The organism is Pectobacterium versatile (genome assembly GCF_020166435.1).
GTDB lineage: Bacteria > Pseudomonadota > Gammaproteobacteria > Enterobacterales > Enterobacteriaceae > Pectobacterium > Pectobacterium versatile.
This window is the reverse complement of sequence record NZ_JAINZP010000007.1, coordinates 119,534-142,152: the sequence shown is the minus strand read 5'-3', so window position 1 is coordinate 142,152 and position 22,619 is coordinate 119,534. Positions and strand designations below refer to the sequence as shown.

Sequence of the window (22,619 nt, the reverse complement as noted above, 5' to 3'; positions counted from 1 at the left end):
GAACTATTGATATGAAAATCTGCTTAGGAATCCTTCCACTCTGCCTGTTATTCACAATGGGAAACGCGGTCGCACAAGAAGGAAATTTTAAAGCTGGCACCTATTCTGCCGCCAGACAGGGTATCGGCGGCGATGTCACCGTCACGCTTGATATCGATGCGCAGGGGAAAGTCCTCAAATCGACAATTAATGCCCCGGAAGAGACACCAGAAGTCGGTGGGGAAGCGGCAATAGAACTCGCAAAAGCCATGACCGAAAAGCAGAGCATCCAGGTTGATGGCGTGTCCGGTGCCACGATGACCAGTGGCGCGGTGCAAGAAGCCGCGGAAGACGCGTACTCGCAGGCTAAGGCGAATTAATACCGTGTTGTAAGAATACTAATAACATTAAGGAAAACATCATGAAACGCTTCAGAAAAAGTGTACTCGCGACGCTCTGCCTCTCGATGATGAGCTGGTCTACCGCACAGGCGGCGGACGCGGCAAAACCGGAAATCCCGAAAAGCGTGGATATCGTTATTATCGGCGCGGGTGCGGCAGGCACATCGGCAACAATGGCCGCCGCAGAGAAAGGGGCGAAAATCGTCTTACTGGAAAAACAACCGATAGTTGGCGGCACGGGTAACTTTGCCGAAGGCATCTTCGCCGCCAACAGCAGCATGCAGAAACGTCAGGGGATTGTGGTCACGCCGGATATGGCCTTTAAGACCATCATGGAGTACAGCCACTGGATGGCCAATCCCTTCGTGGTGCGTGCCTTCGTCAACCGCTCGGCGGATACGATTGAATGGGTGAAGTCGAAAGGCATCAAGTTTGAATACATCGGCCCCGGCGGCCCTGGCGGTATGCTGACCTGGCATGTGATCGACGGCCCCGGCCACGGACGCCACCTGATCAAGACATTCCACGAGCAGTTTAAAACGATGGATGTCACCACGCTGGTGAAGACAGCGGGTAAAGATCTGGTCGTGAAAGACGGCAAAGTCACAGGCGTCATCGCACAAGATAGCGAAGGCAACACCGTCCAGATAGACGCCAAGGCCGTCATCATCGCGACCGGTGGCTATGCCAACAACAAAGAGATGCTGCAAAAATACGCCGCCTTCCCCGATACCATTATGGTAGGTAACGTCGGTAAAGACGGCGACGGTATCAATATGGCCTGGAAAGCCGGTGCCAAACCGGACGGCTTGGGTCTCCTGCAAGCCTATCGCCCCGGCCTGCCAGACTACGCGCCCAACTCTCACCTGCTGGCCGCCGCGCGTCAGCCCTATCTGTGGGTTGACCAACACGGCCGCCGCTTTACCGATGAATCCAACGTCATCATCTGGCCACATTCCGGCAATGCACTGTCCAAAGCGGGCGGCATCATGTATTCCATTTTTGACGAAACATCCCGTAAGCATTACGTCGAAGACGGCATTGATGTACCGATTGGCGAATGGGTGATCGCCAATACCAAGCTGACTAAATTTGATAGCGAATTTACCAAGGAAAGTCAGAAAAATCGCGGCTTCGTCTTCAAATCCGCCACCATTGACGGGCTGGCGAAAGAGATGGGCGTTGATGCCAGCGTGCTGAAGAATACGCTGGAAGAAAATAACAAATTTGCGACGCAAAAGCGGGATGAGGTGTTCAACAAAAACATGGATTACCTGCGTCCGATAAAAAACGGCCCGTTCTATGCGGTGAGAATGCAGCCCGCCGCGCTGGGTACACTCGGCGGCGTGAAGATTGATGAGAAAATGCAGGCGATAGATAAATCCGGCGAGGTCATTCCGGGTCTGTACGTTACGGGTAATGATGCTGCTGGCATGTATGGCGACACCTATGACCTGCTGTTAGGCGGCGGCACGTTTGGCTTTGCGCTCAACTCGGGTCGTATCGCGGCAGAAAGTGCGCTTGATTATATGAAGTTCAGCAAGAAATAAGCTCCGCCCTTAAGCCTGATGTCGCTCGTTTGAGCATCGAGATACACGGGGCGGCCACAGGGGTGAGGCCTCCCTACGGGAACCTCCCCCTGTGTTTCCCCTAACAGCGGGCTTACATGACCAGCATTATCTAAGACAGCCTGTATTGCTCAATACAGGCTGGTCATTCCTCTTATCCCGCTTTACGAAATGTCAGATTAAAACGGCATTCGTCGGACATCCCTTCCGGCACGCTGCCGCTTTTCAACGGCAGAATGCCGTGGAAATAGAGCCGCGATTCACCGCCCCAGACCACCACATCGCCATGCGTCAGCGGAACACGCTGCGTTTTATCGCTACGCGCCATGCCGCCAAACAGGAACGTCGCGCTAAGCCCCAGCGAGACGGACACGATAGGCTGACGGAAATCCCGCTCGTTTTTATCCTGATGCAGAGACATGCGCGTGCCGACATCATAGCGGTTGATCAGGCAGGCATCCGGTTCAAAATCAGCAAAATCGGCTTCGCTTGCCACCAGCTTCGCCAGTCGGGAAAAAGCCTCTGGCATGGCAGGCCACGGCTCTCCGCTTAATGGATCCTGCGCGGTGTAGCGATAGCCGCGTTCATCTGTTACCCAGCCAAGCGGCCCGCAGTTGCTCATCGCCACCGACATCACAAAGCCGCCCGGCGTGACCATATTCCGCAACGGCGCACGCGCAGTGACGGCGTTCAGTGCCGCAAGCAACGCCGAGGCATCGTCATAGGCGCGACCGCGCAGGATAACTGCGCCCGGTGCCAGCGTTTCCGTCCAGCAACGCGGCGCTTCATCGGCAAATAAATCAAAATTCACGATAACGAATCCTTGGGTGAATACGCAACCTGAAGCCGTGCATCGTTAGTCTCCACAGTGGAGAGGATACCTGAAAGTATCCCCTTATAAATTTATGCCTACCGCGTGCGTCTTGTTGGGTTTTCGCTCATATCACTAGGGTATCAGCGGCGTTCCGCCAATATGTTTCATCACTAGGGTCGTGGAGGTTTCTGCGACACAGGGTATCCCCTGAAGCACGGTAGGGACAAAGTCCGCCAGCGTGTTCATATCCTTTACCCATACCCTCAGCATGTAATCACTCTCTCCGGTCACAAGCATGCATTCGGTTACTTCCTTCATGCCTGATACCGCGCTCACAAACTCGCGATGCGCTTCGGGATTTGGACGTGACAATTTAACCGAGATGAGAACGCAAATCCCCAGACCCAGTGCGCCAGGATTCAGCTTTACGGAATACCCCTCAATCACCCCAGCCATTTCCATCTGCCGTATACGCCTTCCACAGGGCGTAGGCGAAAGCCCGATGCGTTCTGCCACCTCTGCCGTCGTCATTCTGCCATTGTTGACCAAGGCCGCAAGGATACGGCGGTCGATAGCGTCTAATTTCATGCTTGGCCGTTTCCTTCAAAAAAAAATCTAATTTGCCGCTTTACGCCAATTTTAATGGTTTCTATGAAGATGTTTGCACACATTCCTCACCCTGTCATTGGTAAAATTTACGCGTCAACGATCCCTATGATGGCGGCAAAAGCGATAGACGTTTTTTTGCATATTTGCCGCTTTATTTCTTTTTTAGCTAAAAATAGCGACACCATAATGAATAAATCTACTCACCTGCCGCTACTGGCGGTTTTTGTTTCGCTTATTTCGATCCAGACTGGCGCGGCTTTTGCCAAAAGCGCCTTTTCCGTGGTGGGGCCACTTGGCATGTCGGCACTAAGAGTGGGTATCGCCATGCTGTTGCTCGCTGTTGTATTTAAGCCTTGGACATTACGGACTGACAAAAAGGGATGGAGTACCCTCGCCACCTACGGCGTGATGATGGGGGCAATGAACATCCTCATCTATATGTCATTCCAATACATTCCCGTGGGCATTGCCATTTCAATTGAAGTATTGGGGCCACTCACCGTCGCAGTGCTAGCCTCACGCCAAAAATCAGATTTGGCATGGATCGGCTTTGCTCTTCTTGGACTTCTACTACTGCCGCTAGGCAGTCAGAATGGCCCCCTCGATCCACGCGGAATCGCCTACGTCATCGCCGCTGCTTTTTGCTGGGGAATTTATGTCCGGGTTGGTGGCAAGGCGGCAGAATTTGGTAGTCGTGGCGTTGCAGCTGGCACAGTCTTTGCGTCGCTGTTTATCGTACCCATCGGTATTTATCAGGGAGGTTTTGCACTTTTAATTCCCGATATTTTCATGCTCGGTTTTTTAATTGCCATTATGTCGAGTGCACTACCGTTTTTACTGGATATTTATGCGCTGCACCGCTTATCCAGCAACACCTTTGGAATTCTGATGAGCGCATCGCCCGCAGTCAGTGCGTTGTCTGGATTTTTTATATTAGGCGAAAAACTCAGCCTTGCTCAATGTAGCGGCATACTGGCAATTACCGCTGCCTGTATGGGAACAACGCTTTGTGCACAATCGAAGAGGGAGCAAAATAAATGAGTAAAAAACAAAAAAACTCATTGTGATGGCAACAGTATATCATACCCGCTGAGCCAGCCAGTTCGAAAAGATCGGCGATTGTCGCCATCAGACAGCGCCACACCGAGAACGTTACCCTATGCTTACCTCATGGTATTTGTGGCGATTGCTTGAGCTACCGGCGAATCAGAGCGTCAAACTGACACACCGGTAAACATCGGGATTAGCGCAGGCGGGAATTGGCAGACACCTGCTGCACATGGCGGCGGCGGTTCACAATGCGTTCCCGCAGCGTATCGTAGGCCCAGTTATACACCACGGTGTACGGCAGGAAGAACAGGAAGAAGCCGATCTCCACCATCAGCGCCTGCCACAGCGTAACGTTCAGCATCCACGCCGCCAGCGGCAGACCAATCAATATAAAGCCGCCTTCAAACCCCAGCGCGTGAGCAATACGAACCGGCAGTCGGCGCTTAACGCGATCTACCGGCCATAGGCGATCAAATATCGAGTTGTAGATCATATTCCAGATCATCGCGACGCTGGACAGCATAATTGCCAGTGCGCCCATATCGAAGAGCGACTTATTCAGCAGCCAGGCGCCCGCTGGCGCACAGATCATCAACGCGATCAGCTCAAAGCCCACCGCATGGCCCAGGCGTTCACGTAACGTTTTGCTAGTTTTATTTTGCATAGCACATTCACTTTTATTGACTGCGTATTACTGGTCATTTTGTGTGGCAGATGTACACCTGCCAAGGCGACCGCAAAAATCTTTCTACGATTTTTTGCCATGACCATGGATGGCATTGTGTCACCGCCTCATTTTCATCGAGTAAGATGATAGAATGAAGTTAGATTCCATAGATAAAAGCGATAGAGACACAATGCGATATTCACCAGAATCATTGCTAGCGTTTATAACTACCGTTGATGCAGGCTCGTTTTCTGCCGCCGCACGGCGACTGCACAAAAGTCAGTCCACCATCAGCGCGGCTATCGCTAATCTGGAAGCCGATCTGGGGCTGACGCTGTTTGATCGATCCGGTCACCAACCGGTGCTCACGCTAGCGGGCAGAAAAGTGCTTTCCCACGTACAGGCGATTTTATCCGCCAGCGAAGCGCTGGATGAACTGGCGATCCGTCTGGCCGATCATATTGAACCTCGTCTGACATTTGTGTTGTCCGACATCTGGCAAGCGACCCACTACGAGCCCGTCATTCAACGTTTCGCCCATCATTTTCCCGATATTGAATTTGAATGTCTGATTGCGGAAGGCGATGATGTGATCGATCTGCTGCAAACGAACCGTGCGCATGTCGGGCTAGTTCGTACTCAGGCGGATTACCCGCCCGATATTGCCGCCGCGCGTTTGCAAGTCAAAACCGAAATGGCCATTTTTGTGTCGGCAGCCCATCCGCTCACAACGGAAAAAACTGTGACGCGCAGCCAGTTGGCGACGGTTCGCCAGCTCTATCTCAATACCTATAAACGCAGCGACCGGCTGCAACCGGAAGGGATCGTCTGGTCTGCGCCGTCCTACCTTATGTTATTGGAAATGGCACAGCAGGGGCACGGCTGGAGCATTCTGCCACGCTGGCTGGTGGCGCAATACGATCGGCAGAAGTTGGTGGAGCTGCCTGTTGCGGGCTGGCCGCAGTGGATTGACGTGGACGTTGTCTGGTCCAAACCCCACCCACCCGGTCCGGCAGGACTGTGGATGATCGACAATCTCCTTGCCCAGCAAGAGAGTACACCACCCTAACTGCGCCGCTGCGTTGGTAAAACCACATCAGTCATCACATCGGCCACCGCTCCGTGGCTTTTGTGCTCGATCTGTTTTTTCATGAAGTGATAAAAAACCAATAACGGTTTCTTTATATCACCAATGAATAACATTAAAAATTAAATGGTTATTGTTTTTAATTCCGCCATTTACTTTACTTAATTAAGCCAATTAAAAGAGAAATATTTTCACGCTAAACCATGAGCATTTTCTTGTGTTGCCTGCACAGGGAAACCCAGGCCACGCGGCGGTTTCGCACGTCTGTCACAGAGAAAATAATGCACGACATCATTATTATTGTGATGTACCAAAGTGGTACTTCCCGACAAAAAACCATACTATTATGGCGATTACTACTTTTGTATTCGAGACATCCCTGTAGTGCTACGGTAATACGCCTTACCTTAATAATAAGACGTTGGATCCTATAAAGGTCAGAATTGACTAATTAATGCAATTGCAAGTGAGAAAAAAATGTCGAATAAACCCTTCTATTACCAAGATCCTTTTCCACTCAGTAAAGATGACACCGAATATCGCCTGTTGAGCAGCGATTTTGTCTCTGTCGCACAATTTGAAGGCCAGGACATCCTGAAGATCGAGCCAGCCGCATTGACCCTTCTGGCACAGCAAGCCTTCCACGATGCTTCTTTCATGCTCCGCCCCGCTCACCAGCAGCAAGTTGCCGATATTCTTCACGACCCCGAAGCCAGCGAAAACGATAAATACGTTGCCCTGCAATTCCTGCGCAACTCAGAAATTTCCGCCAAAGGCATCCTGCCGACCTGTCAGGACACGGGTACGGCGATCATCGTCGGTAAAAAAGGCCAGAACGTCTGGACTGGCGGTAATGATGCCGAAGCGCTGTCCAAAGGCGTGTACAACACGTTCATTGAAGACAATCTGCGCTATTCGCAAAACGCCGCGCTGGATATGTACCAAGAGGTCAACACCGGCACCAACCTGCCCGCGCAGATTGACCTCTACAGTACCGAAGGTGAAGACTATAAATTCCTGTTCGTCACCAAAGGCGGCGGTTCAGCCAACAAGACGTATCTGTATCAGGAAACCAAAGCACTGCTGACGCCGGGTAAACTGAAAAGCTTCCTGATCGAGAAAATGCGCTCGCTGGGTACCGCGGCCTGTCCGCCGTATCACATCGCGTTTGTCATTGGCGGCACCTCGGCAGAAACCACGCTGAAAACCGTTAAGCTGGCGTCGACCAAGTACTACGACGAACTGCCGACCGAGGGCAACGAGCACGGTCAGGCGTTCCGCGATGTCGCGCTGGAGCAGGAGATTCTGGAAGCCGCGCGCGATCTGGGTCTCGGCGCGCAGTTTGGCGGGAAATACTTTGCACACGACGTACGAATTATCCGCCTGCCGCGCCACGGCGCATCTTGCCCCGTCGGTATGGGCGTGTCCTGTTCCGCTGACCGTAACATCAAAGGCAAGATCAACCGCAAAGGCGTCTGGCTGGAGCAGTTAGAGCAGAATCCGGGCAAATATATCCCTGAGCACCTGCGCGAAACGGGCGAAGGCGATGCGGTTAAAATCGACCTGAACCGTCCGATGGCCGAGATCCTGAAAACGCTGTCGCAGTATCCGGTATCCACCCGTCTTTCTCTGACCGGCACCATCATCGTGGGCCGTGACATTGCTCACGCCAAGCTGAAGGAACGTCTGGATAACGGCGAAGGCCTGCCGCAGTACATCAAAGATCACCCGATTTACTATGCGGGTCCGGCGAAAACGCCAGAAGGCTACCCGTCCGGCTCGTTAGGCCCGACCACCGCTGGCCGCATGGATTCCTACGTCGATTTACTGCAAGCCAACGGCGGCAGCATGATCATGCTAGCGAAAGGCAACCGCAGTCAGCAGGTGACCGACGCGTGCCATAAACACGGTGGCTTCTACCTCGGCAGCATCGGCGGCCCGGCAGCGATTCTGGCGCAGAACAGCATCAAGAGCCTGACCTGCGTTGAGTACCCAGAACTGGGTATGGAAGCCATCTGGAAAATCGAAGTAGAAGATTTCCCAGCCTTTATTCTGGTCGATGATAAAGGCAACGATTTCTTCCAGGTGATTCAGAGCGCCAAGTGCGTGAAATGCGGTTAAGGAAGTCCTACGGCGGTTAGATATTAGCCGCCAACGCTCACCGAGCGAGAGTAACGGATAGATCGTAAAGTCGCTGTAAACACATCCCTGTGCGCTCGGCTTGCGCCATCCCTGGCGCAAACGCTTTACTCTTCTATTCCGTTACTCCCGTTTTCGTTCGGTAAATAGGTTTGTCTACGACCTACAACGCCCTGACCGTTCGTCTGGGCGTTTTTTTATTTAATGCCTAACCGCTTCGCCAGACGGTGCAGGTTGCCGCTGTCCATTTCCAGTTCTCTGGCGCAGGATGACCAGTTGCCCTCATGACGTGCCAGCGTTTGTTGGATAATCCGACGCTGATAGTCGTCCGTTGCCTCTCGCAGCCCGCCGCTGATGAAATACGCTGGCTCTATCTCGATAGCATTCGACGATCCCGTGGCAGAATGAGCAGGTTGGGAGGAAAGTTCGAGATTGAAATGCTCACGCCCCAACAGCACCTCGCCCGATTCTTGCCCTGCTCTCGCCAGCACGGTGGCACGATAAATGGCGTGTTCCAGCTCGCGCACATTTCCCGGCCAGTCATATTGTTCCAGTAGTGCCCCCGCGTCGGCCGTCAACGCCAGACGCGCCAGCCCCAGCTGCACGCGACTGCGTTCACAGAAGAACCCCGCCAACAATGCCACATCCTGACGACGCTCGCGCAGCGGCGGTACGGAAAGCGGGAACACGCTCAGACGGTGGAACAAGTCGGCACGGAAAGCACCATCCAGCACCGCCTGCCGCAGATCGCGGTTGGTTGCCGCCAGCACGCGCACGTTCACTTTCAGGCTGCTGTCATCACCCACGCGCTGGAGATCGCCATACTGCAATACGCGCAGCAGCTTCGCCTGTAGTGTCAGAGACAGTTCGCCAATCTCATCCAGAAACAGCGTGCCGTTATCCGCCATCTCAAACTTGCCGGTTCGATGATGGATCGCTCCGGTAAACGCGCCCTTAACATGACCAAACAGCTCACTCTCCGCTACCGACTCCGGCAGCGCGGCACAGTTCAGGTACACCAAAGGATGACTTGCCCGGCTGGAACCGCGATGAATCGCCCGCGCCACCAGCTCTTTACCGACGCCGGTTTCTCCCATGATCAGCACGTTCAGGTCGGAACCCGCGACGATATCAACCTCTTTCTTTAGCCGCTGCATCGGTTCTGACAGCCCAACCATTTCATCCACGCTTTCCGCCGCCGGACTTTCGGCCCGCACCGACGCGGGCAACTGCCGCTCAAGACGTTCCATCAGCAGCGCGTTACTCAGCGCCGCCGCCGCCATCGCCCCCACCAGCCGCAGTTCTTCATCGCTAAAATGGTCGAACTGACACGGATCCATACCGTCCACGGTCAGCGCGCCGATCAGGTTCTGATTGGCAAACAGCGGCAAGCCAACGCAGGCATGTACCTTAAGATCCTCCTGACTGGGGATCAGACCGTCATACGGATCGGGAAGCTGGCTGTCCGCCGGAAAGCGCACCACGTCACCCGCGCGGGCAATCGCCTCCAAACGGGGATGATCGGACAGACGAAAGCGTCGCCCCAGCACGTCCGGCGCCAGACCGTCGATCGCCAAGGGACGGAACAGCTGATTCTCGTAACGCAGCAGCGCCGAGGCATCGCAGCGCAGCAGCTGGCGCAGGCTGTTGATTAAGCGCTGGAAACGGTCCTGATTTGATAGCCCCATTTGCAGCTCGATAGCAATACGAGCAAGGGCGTTAATAGAGAGCGTCATGGTGTGTCCTAATGACAGAGGCTGTGTCATTAGGACAATAGAGCAACAATGTCATTTTGACAATTATGTTTTATTAAAACCATATAAATCAATATATTAAAAACTGGCACACTTCCTGCACTCTCTACAGCATATTCCCGACTATGACGACTGAGGTTTCAGAACATGACGATTCACGTTAAGAACAATATCCACTGGGTTGGACAACGCGACTGGGAAGTCCGTGACTTTCACGGCACCGAATACAAAACGCTGCAAGGCAGCAGCTACAACAGCTACCTGATCCGCGAAGAGAAAACCGTGCTGATCGATACCGTCGATCACAAATTCAGCCGTGAGTTTGTACAAAACCTGATGGCGGAAGTGGATCTGAACACGATTGACTACATCGTGATCAACCACGCCGAAGAAGATCACGCCGGGGCGCTGAGCGAGCTGATGGCGCGTATTCCCAACACGCCGATTTACTGTACCTACAACGCGATCGATTCCATTACCGGTCACCACCATCACCCCGAGTGGAATTTCCACACGGTCAAAACTGGCGATACGCTGGATATCGGTAACGGCAAACAGCTGATCTTTATTGAAACACCGATGTTGCACTGGCCGGACAGTATGATGACCTACATGACCGAGGATGCCGTACTGTTCAGTAACGATGCGTTCGGTCAGCACTACTGCGATGAGCACCTGTTCAATGACGAAGTGGATCAAACCGAACTGTTCGAACAGTGCCAACGCTATTTCGCCAATATTCTGACGCCATTCAGCCGCTTAGTCACCGCCAAGATCCACGAAGTGCTGGGCTTTAACCTGCCACTGTCGATGGTTGCGACCTCACACGGTGTGGTATGGCGTGACGATCCTGCCCAGATCATCCACCTGTATCTGAAGTGGGCGGACAGCTATCAGGAAGATCGTATCACGCTGTTTTACGACACCATGTCCAATAACACCCGCATGATGGCCGACGCCATTGCGCAAGGCATCAACGATGTCGATCCCGGCGTCGCGGTGAAAATCTATAACGTCGCCCGTCACGACAAGAACGAAATTCTGACGCAGGTCTTCCGCTCGAAAGGCGTGTTAGTCGGTTCATCCACCATGAATAACGTGATGATGCCGAAGGTCGCCGCCATGCTGGAAGAGATCACCGGCCTGCGTTTCCAAAACAAGAAAGCCTCGGCGTTCGGTAGCTACGGCTGGAACGGCGGTGCAGTAGACCGCGTTCAAACCCGTCTGATGGATGCCGGTTTTGAAACGACGCTGGCGCTGAAAACCAAATGGCGTCCTGACGGTTCCGCGCTGGAAATTTGTCGCAATCACGGCCGTGAAATCGCTCGTCAGTGGGCATTACATCCGCTGGATGATACGCCAGCCCGTCGCGTCATCTCGCCCGTAAAACAGACCGCTGCGGCACCGCAAACCACCACCGCCCCGCAGAATGTGAGCGCCCCAGCCGAGAGCGCCTGCGGATGCAATGAAGTCGCTGCGGCACAGTCAACCGCACAGCCAGCGGTACAGTCAGAAAACGGTTGTATGGTGTGCAGCGTCTGCCAGTGGATCTACGATCCGGCGCTCGGCGAACCGATGCAGGATGTCACCCCTGGCACCCTATGGTCGGACGTACCAGACAGCTTCCTCTGCCCAGAATGTGGGCTGGGTAAAGACGTTTTCAATCCGATTCGCTAGGGAGAGGATGATGAAAGATATCGTGATTATTGGCGCGGGCTTTGCCGCCCGCCAGCTCATCCGACAGCTGCGCAAACAGGATGCTCACTGCTCTATCCGCTTGATTACCGCCGACAGTGGCGATGAATACAACAAGCCGGATTTAAGCCATGTGATGAGCCTGCAACAGCACGCCGACGATCTGACCAAAATGTCGGCAGCCGCGTTTGCCGAAGAAAACCGTATCACGCTGCTGGCCAATACGCGTGTCACCGCCATCGACCGCCATGCACAACGGGTCATCTGCGGCACGGCTCGTTACGATTACCACAAACTGGTGTTCGCGACCGGGGCCAGCGCCATCGTGCCGCCGATTTCGGGACGCGAACATATGTTGACGCTCAATAGTCAGCAGGAATACCGCACCCACGAAGGCCGACTCTGGCAAGCCGAACGTGTGCTGGTACTCGGTGCCGGACTCATCGGAACCGAGCTGGCAATGGATTTGGGACGCGCTGGAAAACAGGTCACGCTGGTGGACTGCGCCAACAGCATTCTGCCCGCGTTGATGCCGCCCGAAGTCAGCGCACGCCTGCAATTCACGCTAACGCAGCAGGGCGTTTCGCTGCAACTAAACACGACCTTGCAACAGTTGGAGAAAACCGAAACCGGCGTACAGGCTACATTTACCGATGGCCGCGCTGTCGAAGTGGACGAAATCCTCTCCGCTATCGGTTTGCAAGCCAACACACAGTTGGCGAAAGCGGCAGGGTTAGCGGTACAGAAAGGCATTCAGGCCAATGCGCAGTTACAGACCACCGATCCACAGATTTATGCGCTGGGCGACTGCGCAGAGATTAGCGGTAAGCTCCTGCCCTTCCTGCAACCGATTCAGCTCAGCGCGATTACGCTGGCGAAAAACCTGCTGGGTGCCAGCGAGACGCTAACGCTGCCGCCGATGCTGGTTAAAATCAAGACGCCACTGTTTCCCTTACAGATGGCAGGCGATACCACTGGCAGTGACTTACACTGGCAGCAGGAATGGAACGAACAGGGGATGGTGGCTAAAGCGCTGGATGGTCAGCAAATGCTGCGCGCCTTTGTGGTCGGTGGCGAGCGGATGAAAGAGGCATTTCCGCTGCTGCGACAGCTTTCCACCGTGAGTTCAACCACGGCCTGACACAGCAAAATAAATAATGCATTTAAAATACATATTTCTGGTCAGCCTGCGTGCGGATTAATAGAATAAAGCCATACCCTAAATAATTCGAGTTTCAGGACAAAAACGGCAAGGCGTTTTTGAACAGCGCTTGCGCTGGCCCCGAAGGGGTGAGGCCATAAGGCCGAATAACGCGGCGGCCCTTCAGGGCGAGGCTCAGAGATGAGCCGAGTATTGCCAACGCACATGCAACTTGAAGTATGACGGGCATATCGCTTTTGGAATTTACAGACCGAGGTAACGATGCAAGATCTCATTTGTTATAAGAAGATGCCGCAGTGGAACAGCCAGACGCTGCCTGCCGCGTTTCAGGAAAAGCACAACACGCAGGAAGGCACCTGGGCGAAACTGACCGTGTTGAAAGGGGAAATGACCTTCTCCATGCTGACCAAAGACGGCGATACGCTGGAGACATTCCAGTTCTCCGAGCAGAACCAGCCGCCGTTTGTTGAGCCGCAGGCGTGGCACCGCATCGTCTCTTTCTCTGACGATCTGGAATGTCAGCTCAGCTTTTTCTGTTCGGCGGAAGATTTCTACCATAAAAAATACGGTCTGACGCGCACCCATTCCGAAGTGATCAACGCCGTGCAGCACATCAAACCGGGCAAAACGCTGGATTTAGGCTGCGGTGGCGGGCGCAACGCGCTGTATCTGAACCTGCGTGGTTTTGATGTCACGGCCTGTGATAAGCACGAGCAAAGCATTGATTCGCTGAATAACATCATCAAGAGCGAAGCGCTGGAAAACATCTGGGCTGGCGTTTACAACATCAATCTGGCAGAAATCAAAGAGCAGTACGACTTTATCCTGTCGACCGTCGTGCTGATGTTCCTGGAACGCGATCGTATTCCGCACATCATCAGCAACATTCAGGACAGCACCGTTAACGGCGGCTATAACCTGATTATCGCCGCGATGTCGACGGAAGATTGCCCGTGCCCAATGCCCTTCTCGTTTACCTTTAAGGAAGGCGAACTGAAGAACTATTACGCCGATTGGGAGATCCTCAAATACAACGAGGATATGGGCGAACTGCACAAGACCGACGCGCAGGGTAACCGCATCAAACTGCGCTTCGCCACGCTGCTGGCAAGAAAGCCGTAAGCACAGGCTAGCCGTTAAAAAACCTAACCCCATAAAATACAAAAGGGCCGATTAATCGGCCCTTCTTATTTCTATTACGCTGCATGCATCAGCTGGCTTTGCGCTCTGTCGCGATGCGGTAAGCGACCAGATCTTCAATCGTCAGCACCGGCATGTTGTGCTGTTTGGCAAACGTGATCACTTCCGGCGCGTGCGCCATTGAACCGTCATCGTTCGTCAGTTCACACAGAACACCAGACGGCTTCAGGCCCGCCAGCGTCATCAGGTCAACCGTCGCTTCAGTGTGACCCCCGCGCGTTAACACGCCCCCCAGTTGAGCGCGCAGCGGGAATACGTGACCAGGGCGATTCAGATCGCTCGGCTTGGCATTATCCGCAATCGCGGCACGAATGGTGGTCAGGCGGTCGGCAGCGGAAACGCCCGTCGTCACGCCTTCGGCGGCTTCGATCGTCACGGTGAATGCCGTTTGGTAATGGCTGGAGTTCTTCTCCACCATCATCGGCAATTCCAACTGCTGGCGACGCTCTTCCGTCAGGCACAGGCACACGATGCCACTACCGTGACGAATCGTCAGCGCCATTTGTTCAACGGTCATATTTTCAGCAGAAAAGATCATGTCACCTTCGTTTTCACGATCTTCATCATCCAACACCAGCACGCCGCGGCCATGACGCAATGCATCAAGTGCGCGTTCTACGCGTTCAGTAGGATTGCCAAATTCAGAAAGTAATGTCTGATTCATGGTAAAAAACCTCAATGTTATTATGGATTACCAGAATCAGGGCGAGCTTGAGGAGTAACCATTACTACTGGTTGCATAGTAATAGCTAACAAAAATAACGCGAGCGAGCATATAGCTCGACAGATACCGTTACTCTCTCCCATCCGGACTTTAACCGTCGGCTCCGGAATTACACCGGATCTGCTGACCCCACGTTGCGAAACCGATAATAAAAAACCGGAAAACACAGCGAGAGCGCTCGCGGGCTTCCAGTGCGCAGAGACTGCGTTCACTGGTTTACCGCCGGTGGGGAATTACACCCCGCCCTGAGAATAAGCGGGTTTACTATAACGCTAATACCTCGATAGGGCAATTGATTCGCCACAGGAAATAGGGCAAAACGTCTGCTGGATTACAGTAAAACTATTCTGAATTACAGTAAAACCATGCTGAATATGTGCAAAGCAGATGTCAGATTTTATTTATACCCATTACACTTGCTATAGTAATAACTTACATAACCTAATCAGGAAAGCGACATGATTGACCCAAAGAAGATTGAGCAAATCGCCCGTCAAGTGCATGAATCTATGCCAAAAGGTATCCGGGAATTGGGTGATGATGTGGAGAAAAAGATTCGTCAGGTCTTGCAGGCACAGCTGACCCGGTTGGATTTGGTGAACCGTGAAGAGTTCGATATTCAGACGCAGGTTCTGCTCCGCACGCGCGAGAAGATTGCTCGCCTGGAACAGCGTATGACCGAGCTGGAAGCGAAACTGTCTACGGAAGAAAAGCCCGCCGCAGCGCCAGAAAACGACCAATCGTCATAACACTCGTCTCATCACAACAGCTCGTCATCATCGCGATACAACGCCCTAATCAGGGCGTTGCTCGATTCCCTACTCTGCGCCAGCGGCAACCCTCAGAAACACAGATTTCACGTCACGGGACCCTGTACACGATTCTGTGTAAATGCCTTTCTCAGAAATGACCGTCTAGGCGGTACTAAACTCGATAATAAAGCGGCTCATCGCCATACGCCAGTCCCTCAGTGGCATCGTCCATTTCTGTGAGGCCGCCGGATTGCCAGCCACACCACCTTCTTCACTGAGTCATCTGTTGGGAACACCTTTCGTTTCTTGATGGCATGCCGGATCACGCTGTTTAGCGACTCAATGGCATTCGTCGTGTAGATCGCTTTACGAATGTCCGGTGGGTAAGCGAATAACGTGGACAAATTATCCCAGTTCGCCTGCCAGTTCCTGCTTATCTGTGGATAACGGCTGTCCCACACACTGGCCAACATACCCAGAGTCTGATGGCCGGTTTCTTCCGTGGGGGCCTGATAGATGGCTTTCAGCCCGTCAATGCAGGCTATCAGGATATCGTTAAGACCGCGATTTTTCAGCTCTGTCAGCACGTTAAGCCAGAACTTTACGCCTCCGTTTTCGGCCAGCCACATACCCAGCAACGCTTTCTGGCCTTCAATGTTAATACCCAGTGCAAGGAACACCGATTTATTGATCACTAGGTTGTCCTGCCGGACCTTGAGGGCAATACAGTCAAGATAAACAATGGGGTAGGTTGCATCCAGTGGACAATTCTGCCATTCGACAACCTGTTCCATGACCACTACATGGCCTAATCTGCTGCTCTTACCCGCTGCGGTGTTGTTGGGCGTAATATTATCTTTGATCACCGGAGCATTTAATAAACATCTATAAATAACATGAAGTAATTATTTTGTTTAAATGAAAACTCATATAGTTATTAACTATATAATATAGAATCAATGAGATGTGTATGTTTTTACCCCTCACAAAGCAAGTAATGTTTTTTTACAAAATAAATCATGGTTTTTAACATTGCATACTGCAAATTAAGCCGTATTATCACGTTTTCAATTCGTCCATTTCAATGGAATCTATGGTTACGGTTATCTAGCAACTGTAGGAAATACATGGAGAGTTTTATGAACGATTTGCTACGTTTCACTTCTCGTATAAATATTTCCGCCCCCACTATTTCAGATGTAAGTTATCTTTTTAAATTGCATTGTGCTCACATATATTCAATTCCATTTGAAAACATGAGCATGAAAGAAAATGCATCCAAGGGAATTAGTTATTTAACTATAGCCGAATCCATCTTAGGAAATAGAAGAGGAGGAATTTGTTTTGAATTTTCTGTTTTGCTTAAACCTTTTCTAGAACATGTTGGATTTATATATAGGTGCAGATTGGCCAGATTGTTAACACCGATATTTACCCCTGCAACCCACCAGATATTCGTTATTTCAATAGAGGAGAAAGATTGGATCTTCGACATTGGTTATGGGGCTAAAGGCCCAAGGGCCCCTTTACTTTTAGCTGATGGGTATGAGCACCAACACTCTTTTCTTTCTTCTCGTGTAAGTAAATGTCACAAGCATGGATGGATCATCTCAGTGAAAGAAAATAGTAAACCGGATGCATCGTGGGAAGCTATTTATGCTTTTCATGATATTGAAACAACGATTGAAGATATTGATATGGCGTATTTCTATACTCTGCATTCATCAAACAGTCTCCTCAACACGAATAATGTAGCAAGTATGCCAACGAAAAATGGGCGGATAAGTATACGCAACAACATTTTCACTGAGGTCGACGGGTTGTCTTCTTCTTCAAACGAAATAGCAAACCGAGAAGAACTATCGTTACTTCTTTCATCTCGATTTGGGATCAATATCGAACCCGAAAAACTACCCCATATGTGAGGAATAAATGGAAACTACTTATCTGATTGTCCCTGGCTACACTAACTCTGCTCCTGAACATTGGCAGTCTTACATGGAAAGAAAGTATACGAATGTTATCCGTGTCATACAGGATGATTGGAATAATCCTTGTCGCCAGAAATGGGTAGAGCGTCTGGATCAGGCAATAAAGAATACTACAGGTGACATCGTGCTAATCGGGCATAGTTGTGGCGCTGTTAGCGTAGCCCAATGGGCGGAATCTTACGCCAGTGAGAAGGTCATCTATGCAGTTATGGTTGCGCTTGCTGACGTTGACGCTCAGGATGCTCTGGAGGATATTCGTCAGCAAAGGCCGCTACCTACCAAGAACCTTTCTATAACTTCCCTTTTGATTTGTAGCGATAACGACGAGCATCTTTCATTGCAACGAGCCCATGAGCTGGCCTCCGCATGGGGAAGTGAAATAAAAGTAATTCCTGATGCTGGACATATTCATACAGCTGCAGGATACGGTGAATGGCTGACTGGGGAAAAACTAATTGAGGAGTTTACAGGTAGGAAATTAATCAGAAAGGGAGGAAAAGAATAAAAATGTTAAAAGAAATAGAGAGATTTAGTCCTGCGGTTAGGAATTTCCTGATTGCGACTTTTTTAATGGGGCTAAGTAATGGCATGTTTGATGCTGTTTATAATTTCTATCTGGAAATTCGTGGGATTGATAAATCAGATACAGGGCATATTTACGCCATTGCAATGATAATGATGGCCGCAGCAGTAGTGCCTTTGATTTATCTGAGTAAGAAAGTTTCTCAGAAAAGTCTTCTTATCTATTCTTCCTTCATTTATGCATTCCCTTTCATTTTACTCCCCTTCTTGACAACAATAACTGCGAGTGCACTAACGTTAGGGTTGATCTTATCTGGCATGATTGCGTTGCTATCGCTCGGAAATTCATTGGTAGGATCAAATGTTGAAGCAAGTAGCCGTACTGCGCTATTTAGCTGTTTCTTCATTTCCTATCTGGGGGCAGCCATGGTGGGATCAGTTATAGTTAGCCTAATAACTTATTATTCTCGTGCGACTAATCTAGTAAACTATCAGTTTATTCTAGTGGCATCTTTTTTTTCTGCCATATTGATGATTTATTTCCGGTTTAGATCTTTAGATGGAATTGTTGAGCCAGACAAAGAGGGAATAAAAATTTCAAGGGGTAGGGAAACTGAATGGTTTAATTTTTTTGTGCTGTTTGTTGCCTCTTCCTTGCTTGGCGGTTCTATTACTTTGATATTTCGATTCATTAACATTGTATTCAATCTTGCGTATTCAATGAATGTCAGTGAAATCTCTCTTATAATGGGGGGGGACAAAGTCATTAGTATTGTTGGAGCAATTTTTGCGCCTTTGTTGGTTAAACGATTTTCCCTTAAACCGACAGTCATTATCGCTGGAGTGCTAACATTCATATGCATCTATGCTCAGTCTCTCCATATGTCAGTTGCGGTTTTTATCGCTTTGTATTTTATCAGGCTCTTACTTAATTATTGTCTGATGCCACTTCTTGATACGCTTGCTATTACGGGGTTCGCGAAAGAGAGAACACTATTATCGACAAGTATACGCCAACTTTCTTTCTATCTCGGGAGTGCTTTATCGGCAGTCATTTATGGAAAAATTCTTGATAGTGGCCATTGGGAAAATGCTCTTGTAATTTCAGCTGTACTTGCACTCACTGGTTCCCTTTTTATGACCATGATTCGAGTTAAAAATAGTAATTAACAGTTACATGAGCTGAGGCATAATTTATGAATACTAATGTAGTGATCCCTGATAGTGAGAACGTTGCTATAATGTTGAAAAAGCTTTCCTTATTATGGAAAAATAGGGCAGCGGTCAATAACAGACATTCAGAATATTCAGACCTTGAGTTTGATGTATTAAAAAAAGACTTTAGTGAGTCACTTCTACCATTTCGTTTGCATGAAGCATGGAAGGAGGCACCTGATGAGCTAAAAAATAGATGCCTCTCGTATGCATGGGGTATCTATAACCTGAAGACAATATACATTGAATGCGACATCGTAACGCCAGCATGTGAGGATATAATCAAGTCACCCCCAGTGAACGCTCCTAACCGAGCAGAGTTACAAGATGTTATGTCTGAAGCTCTTTTGGATGAAGCGCTTCACACACGTATGTCAATTATGGCCTGCAATTATATCTATGATAGGAGACGTATTGCTCCATTAAACCACACAAATTTCAATCTGATTAGCTGGCGTCAGCAACTCTTGACTGGTTGTGGAGCTGAGTGGCAGAGGCGGCTTAGCCGATTTGCCATTGCTTGTGCAAGTGAAACGTTGATAACTGACTATCTTAAAGTCATGGCGGAAGATTCCAGTATTCAAAAAATCTGTCACGAAGTAACGAGAATTCATGCAGAAGATGAATGGAGTCATGCTAGCGTATTTAGCTATGTTGCTTATGATATTGTGAGAGACCTCAGCCGTAGTGAAAGGAAATATCTGCGGGAGACCATGTTGAAAACTGCTGATTTATTCGCAGATAACGAACTTGGTGCATGGGAAAATGTGTTCAATATGGTTGAATTCCCGTATGCCAGAGAAATTATTGCTGAAACAGACAGCTGCAATGAGATAAATATCTACCTTGACTCAGCAGAAACTGTCATATCTAGAATTGGCTTGTAATATTATTTATGGACAATCTCTGATGAAGCTTATTTGTTCCGAATCCTATTCACTTACAGCTAATACTAGACTGTTTCGTCTTAACCTTGTCGAGAACACCTCCGGAATTGATGCTGCTCTCAGTCCTGGTAAATATTTGGTTTTCAAGCTTTCGGATGTAGATAATTCATCCCAATATCGATGCTATACACTAGTCTCAGTCAGCAATGAACAATGCTACGATATTATAGTCGAGAATAAAGGGGCTGCCAGTTTTTCATCTAGGATAACGGAACTCTGTTTGATTGGAAAGGAAATAGAAGTTGTCGGTGTTGGTGGGGATATTACTTTTGATATCATTAAAAATAGCAATCATTTGCTAATGATTGCGGGGGGAATAGGAATCACACTTCCTCTATCACTGATTAGGGAATATTATAGATATTATGGAGAAAAACACACAGGACATACGGTAACACTCGTATTGAGTTTTAACGAACTAGTCGCTATCCCTTACTTAAATGAACTTATTGATCTATACAGGCGCTGTAGTTGGTTCAACTTGCATATTCATGTCACACGCAGTCCGTTATACAGGGTTGACGAACTTATTCGCTATGGAAGAATAGATCTACGGAAAATTAATTTTTCCTATGAACCCGATAAAGTTGTTATTTGCGGGAGTATTCAATTTGCTGCTGTCATGGGAGAATCAATACGGCTGATTTTTCCTATGGCAAAGGTCGAAACAGAATCATTTACTTCCTCAACGGCCTTAGAATTAGAAGAGGAAAAAACGGAAGAACAATCATATATGGTTATATCCGGTAGAAATCTGTCCCGACAGGTGAGAGTAAATAAAAAACAGACTGTACTGGAGAACCTGATTTTACATCAGGTTCCCATTAGAAGTATGTGCAGATCGGGGATATGTGGAAGTTGTAAATTCCGGCTGAATAGTGGAGAGGTTAAAAGCGAACCCGATTTCTGCCTTTCCGTAACAGAAAAAGATAACGGTATTCGTCTTGCATGCTGTTCTTATCCATCGAGCGATATCGCTAGTATAGAAATTATTTTTAAATAAGGATGCATCAGTGAAGAATAAATATGTTCTGGTAGTTGACCCTTTTTCAAGTGGCGCAGTGTTCGCGAATAGAATTAAAGCACTCTATGGATATGAGACTATTGCCCTGATAACAAACAGTCATCTTCCCGAAGCTATTATGGCAACCTTCAAAAAGGAAGATTATGCACAGGTTTTTTATTATAAATCACTGAGTGTTACTGTGGCTGAAATTGAGAGTTATTTAACACAAGCGCCTGACTTTATCATCTGTGGCTCTGAACCTGGTGTATCTGTATTTGATTTGCTGTGTGATCAATGGAACCGTATGCCTAATATACTGTCACTTTCGGCAGCGCGCCGTGATAAATATCTGATGCAGAAACAGATAAAATTGGAAGGCATCAGATATATTCCACATTTTAAATCGGGGGATTTTAACTGCATATTACAGTGGTGCAGTGATAATCCTTTCACTGAGTATGTGGTTAAACCTATTCGCTCATTCGGAACAGAAGGTGTTTTCTTTTGTAAAAGCGTTGATGAAATAAAAAAGGCCTATGATAGCTTAATCGGTACTTTAGACTACTCCGGTAACCGCAATAGTGAACTGCTCATAGAACAGAAAATCGAAGGGATCGAGTATGTTGTTGACGCAGTAAGCAATGAGGGGGAGCATTTCATCGTAAATATATTCAGATATATAAAAGAACAGGTAGATGGAGTGCCTATTTATCGGCAGATGATTACTGAACCGGTAACTGAACATTCGTCTCTCGTTAACTATGTCAAAAAGGTCCTGATCTCACTCGGGATTGTTAACGGTAGCTCCCACAATGAAGTCATCATGTCCTCAGATGGCCCCGTATTGGTTGAGTCAGGAGCAAGAATGCATGGTGGGCTTGGGCCCCGTCTCGTGAATGAATGTAATTCACATTCCCTCATTGATCTTGGTTTGATGGCTCGTATTTCTTCTTCTGATTTTAGAGAGAAAACCATGAATGCTCCGACATTGAAGAAGTATGCAGTTGAATATTTTCTCAGTTCATCCGCTTCAGGAATGGTAAAGGATGTGCGTATAAAGGAGATGTGTTCACCATTATCAAGCTACGGATTTACTGTATGTAAAGTTAAGTCTGGCGACCATATAGAGAAAACTACCGATCTTGTCACATCGTATGGCCGTGTTGTGTTGTTCAATACTGATTTGGCAATTCTTGAACAAGATGCAGCGGCTATAGTTGAAATGGAGAGAAATAGTAGACTAATCACCCTCGAAAACTAGATACCAGATTATGTGGGTACCCGATAGCCACATCCCAAGCGAAATAGGGAGGAAATATTCCTCCTTTTCTAACCAA

Annotated in this window: 20 protein-coding genes, 1 pseudogene and 1 riboswitch; of the genes and pseudogenes, 15 read left to right on the top strand and 6 right to left on the bottom strand. The window is 49.4% G+C overall.

The features are described 5' to 3' along the window. Window positions 1-11: 11 nt before the first annotated feature. Together K7X24_RS10795 and K7X24_RS10790 are read left to right on the top strand one after the other, a co-directional pair. Window positions 12-359: an FMN-binding protein gene (locus tag K7X24_RS10795; RefSeq protein WP_224554849.1), complete on the top strand. Its 348-nt coding sequence runs from the start codon at window positions 12-14 to the stop codon at window positions 357-359. Between the two features lie 41 nt (window positions 360-400). Next, window positions 401-1,930 carry an FAD-dependent oxidoreductase gene (locus K7X24_RS10790; protein ID WP_224554847.1) on the top strand — a complete coding sequence of 510 codons (1,530 nt, stop codon included), beginning with the start codon at window positions 401-403 and terminating at the stop codon, window positions 1,928-1,930. Between the two features lie 172 nt (window positions 1,931-2,102). On the opposite strand, the gene alkB is transcribed toward K7X24_RS10790, so the two are convergent. Beyond that, entirely contained in the window at window positions 2,103-2,759 is a 657-nt protein-coding gene (alkB, locus tag K7X24_RS10785) for a DNA oxidative demethylase AlkB (RefSeq protein ID WP_224554845.1), read from the bottom strand. A 135-nt stretch (window positions 2,760-2,894) separates the two neighbouring features. After that, entirely contained in the window at window positions 2,895-3,350 is a 456-nt protein-coding gene (locus K7X24_RS10780) for an Lrp/AsnC family transcriptional regulator (protein ID WP_039484962.1), read from the bottom strand. 69 nt (window positions 3,351-3,419) lie between these two features. Here K7X24_RS10780 and K7X24_RS10775 point away from each other — a divergent pair, with 69 nt between their 5' ends. Next, complete coding sequence (locus K7X24_RS10775; protein WP_224554843.1) at window positions 3,420-4,412, top strand: EamA family transporter; 993 nt, start codon at window positions 3,420-3,422, stop codon at window positions 4,410-4,412. Window positions 4,413-4,614: 202 nt separating this feature from the next. Here K7X24_RS10775 and K7X24_RS10770 read toward each other — a convergent pair whose 3' ends face one another. Next, on the bottom strand, window positions 4,615-5,085 hold the full coding sequence (locus tag K7X24_RS10770) for a multidrug/biocide efflux PACE transporter (RefSeq protein ID WP_224554841.1): 471 nt from the start codon (window positions 5,083-5,085) through the stop codon (window positions 4,615-4,617). A gap of 193 nt (window positions 5,086-5,278) precedes the next feature. Between K7X24_RS10770 and K7X24_RS10765 the strand changes: the two genes are divergently transcribed. Next, a complete protein-coding gene (locus K7X24_RS10765; protein ID WP_224554839.1) occupies window positions 5,279-6,157 on the top strand; it encodes a LysR family transcriptional regulator in 879 nt (292 codons plus the stop codon). A gap of 495 nt (window positions 6,158-6,652) precedes the next feature. Further along, on the top strand, window positions 6,653-8,296 hold the full coding sequence (gene fumA, locus K7X24_RS10760) for a class I fumarate hydratase FumA (protein ID WP_103861307.1): 1,644 nt from the start codon (window positions 6,653-6,655) through the stop codon (window positions 8,294-8,296). 215 nt (window positions 8,297-8,511) lie between these two features. Here the strand turns inward: fumA and norR are convergent, their stop codons facing one another. After that, entirely contained in the window at window positions 8,512-10,050 is a 1,539-nt protein-coding gene (norR, locus tag K7X24_RS10755; protein ID WP_224554837.1) for a nitric oxide reductase transcriptional regulator NorR, read from the bottom strand. A 165-nt stretch (window positions 10,051-10,215) separates the two neighbouring features. Here norR and norV point away from each other — a divergent pair, with 165 nt between their 5' ends. The 3 genes from norV to tehB all read left to right on the top strand — a co-directional run bounded on the left by norV (window position 10,216) and on the right by tehB (window position 14,047). Continuing rightward, window positions 10,216-11,745 (top strand): anaerobic nitric oxide reductase flavorubredoxin, encoded by a 1,530-nt coding sequence (gene norV, locus K7X24_RS10750; RefSeq protein WP_224554835.1) that lies wholly within the window; start codon window positions 10,216-10,218, stop codon window positions 11,743-11,745. 7 nt (window positions 11,746-11,752) lie between these two features. Next, on the top strand, window positions 11,753-12,904 hold the full coding sequence (gene norW, locus K7X24_RS10745) for an NADH:flavorubredoxin reductase NorW (protein WP_224554832.1): 1,152 nt from the start codon (window positions 11,753-11,755) through the stop codon (window positions 12,902-12,904). A 282-nt stretch (window positions 12,905-13,186) separates the two neighbouring features. Continuing rightward, window positions 13,187-14,047, top strand: coding sequence for an SAM-dependent methyltransferase TehB (gene tehB / locus K7X24_RS10740; protein WP_224554830.1), 861 nt, complete (start codon window positions 13,187-13,189; stop codon window positions 14,045-14,047). Between the two features lie 88 nt (window positions 14,048-14,135). Here tehB and ribB read toward each other — a convergent pair whose 3' ends face one another. After that, complete coding sequence (ribB, locus tag K7X24_RS10735) at window positions 14,136-14,789, bottom strand: 3,4-dihydroxy-2-butanone-4-phosphate synthase (protein WP_224554828.1); 654 nt, start codon at window positions 14,787-14,789, stop codon at window positions 14,136-14,138. A gap of 127 nt (window positions 14,790-14,916) precedes the next feature. Continuing rightward, window positions 14,917-15,106: riboswitch (FMN riboswitch) on the bottom strand. Window positions 15,107-15,307: 201 nt separating this feature from the next. Between ribB and ubiK the strand changes: the two genes are divergently transcribed. After that, window positions 15,308-15,598: a ubiquinone biosynthesis accessory factor UbiK gene (gene ubiK / locus K7X24_RS10730; protein WP_039472052.1), complete on the top strand. Its 291-nt coding sequence runs from the start codon at window positions 15,308-15,310 to the stop codon at window positions 15,596-15,598. A 151-nt stretch (window positions 15,599-15,749) separates the two neighbouring features. Here ubiK and K7X24_RS10725 read toward each other — a convergent pair. Further along, window positions 15,750-16,398, bottom strand: a pseudogene (locus K7X24_RS10725) (transposase); the annotation flags it as partial. A 342-nt stretch (window positions 16,399-16,740) separates the two neighbouring features. Between K7X24_RS10725 and K7X24_RS10720 the strand changes: the two are divergent. From K7X24_RS10720 to K7X24_RS10695, 6 genes are all read left to right on the top strand, one after another. After that, window positions 16,741-17,526, top strand: coding sequence for an arylamine N-acetyltransferase family protein (locus tag K7X24_RS10720; RefSeq protein ID WP_224554826.1), 786 nt, complete (start codon window positions 16,741-16,743; stop codon window positions 17,524-17,526). Window positions 17,527-17,533: 7 nt separating this feature from the next. Beyond that, window positions 17,534-18,097: an RBBP9/YdeN family alpha/beta hydrolase gene (locus tag K7X24_RS10715; RefSeq protein WP_224554824.1), complete on the top strand. Its 564-nt coding sequence runs from the start codon at window positions 17,534-17,536 to the stop codon at window positions 18,095-18,097. A 2-nt stretch (window positions 18,098-18,099) separates the two neighbouring features. Then, complete coding sequence (locus K7X24_RS10710; protein ID WP_224554822.1) at window positions 18,100-19,284, top strand: MFS transporter; 1,185 nt, start codon at window positions 18,100-18,102, stop codon at window positions 19,282-19,284. 26 nt (window positions 19,285-19,310) lie between these two features. Continuing rightward, complete coding sequence (locus tag K7X24_RS10705) at window positions 19,311-20,216, top strand: diiron oxygenase (RefSeq protein ID WP_224554820.1); 906 nt, start codon at window positions 19,311-19,313, stop codon at window positions 20,214-20,216. Window positions 20,217-20,496: 280 nt separating this feature from the next. Then, a complete protein-coding gene (locus tag K7X24_RS10700) occupies window positions 20,497-21,279 on the top strand; it encodes a flavin reductase family protein (protein WP_224554818.1) in 783 nt (260 codons plus the stop codon). Window positions 21,280-21,289: 10 nt separating this feature from the next. Continuing rightward, entirely contained in the window at window positions 21,290-22,543 is a 1,254-nt protein-coding gene (locus K7X24_RS10695) for an ATP-grasp domain-containing protein (protein WP_224554816.1), read from the top strand. Window positions 22,544-22,619: the final 76 nt, after the last annotated feature.

Bases quoted from the DNA above. Each gene is read 5' to 3' on its own strand.
- K7X24_RS10780 (WP_039484962.1), bottom strand. From the start codon at position 3,350: ATGAAATTAGACGCTATCGACCGCCGTATCCTTGCGGCCTTGGTCAAC.
- K7X24_RS10715 (WP_224554824.1), top strand. From the start codon at position 17,534: ATGGAAACTACTTATCTGATTGTCCCTGGCTACACTAACTCTGCTCCT.
- K7X24_RS10720 (WP_224554826.1), top strand. From the start codon at position 16,741: ATGAACGATTTGCTACGTTTCACTTCTCGTATAAATATTTCCGCCCCC.
- K7X24_RS10770 (WP_224554841.1), bottom strand. From the start codon at position 5,085: ATGCAAAATAAAACTAGCAAAACGTTACGTGAACGCCTGGGCCATGCG.
- K7X24_RS10705 (WP_224554820.1), top strand. From the start codon at position 19,311: ATGAATACTAATGTAGTGATCCCTGATAGTGAGAACGTTGCTATAATG.
- K7X24_RS10795 (WP_224554849.1), top strand. From the start codon at position 12: ATGAAAATCTGCTTAGGAATCCTTCCACTCTGCCTGTTATTCACAATG.
- K7X24_RS10765 (WP_224554839.1), top strand. From the start codon at position 5,279: ATGCGATATTCACCAGAATCATTGCTAGCGTTTATAACTACCGTTGAT.
- ribB (WP_224554828.1), bottom strand. From the start codon at position 14,789: ATGAATCAGACATTACTTTCTGAATTTGGCAATCCTACTGAACGCGTA.
- tehB (WP_224554830.1), top strand. From the start codon at position 13,187: ATGCAAGATCTCATTTGTTATAAGAAGATGCCGCAGTGGAACAGCCAG.
- K7X24_RS10790 (WP_224554847.1), top strand. From the start codon at position 401: ATGAAACGCTTCAGAAAAAGTGTACTCGCGACGCTCTGCCTCTCGATG.
- K7X24_RS10710 (WP_224554822.1), top strand. From the start codon at position 18,100: ATGTTAAAAGAAATAGAGAGATTTAGTCCTGCGGTTAGGAATTTCCTG.
- K7X24_RS10775 (WP_224554843.1), top strand. From the start codon at position 3,420: ATGTTTGCACACATTCCTCACCCTGTCATTGGTAAAATTTACGCGTCA.
- fumA (WP_103861307.1), top strand. From the start codon at position 6,653: ATGTCGAATAAACCCTTCTATTACCAAGATCCTTTTCCACTCAGTAAA.
- norV (WP_224554835.1), top strand. From the start codon at position 10,216: ATGACGATTCACGTTAAGAACAATATCCACTGGGTTGGACAACGCGAC.
- norW (WP_224554832.1), top strand. From the start codon at position 11,753: ATGATGAAAGATATCGTGATTATTGGCGCGGGCTTTGCCGCCCGCCAG.
- norR (WP_224554837.1), bottom strand. From the start codon at position 10,050: ATGACGCTCTCTATTAACGCCCTTGCTCGTATTGCTATCGAGCTGCAA.
- ubiK (WP_039472052.1), top strand. From the start codon at position 15,308: ATGATTGACCCAAAGAAGATTGAGCAAATCGCCCGTCAAGTGCATGAA.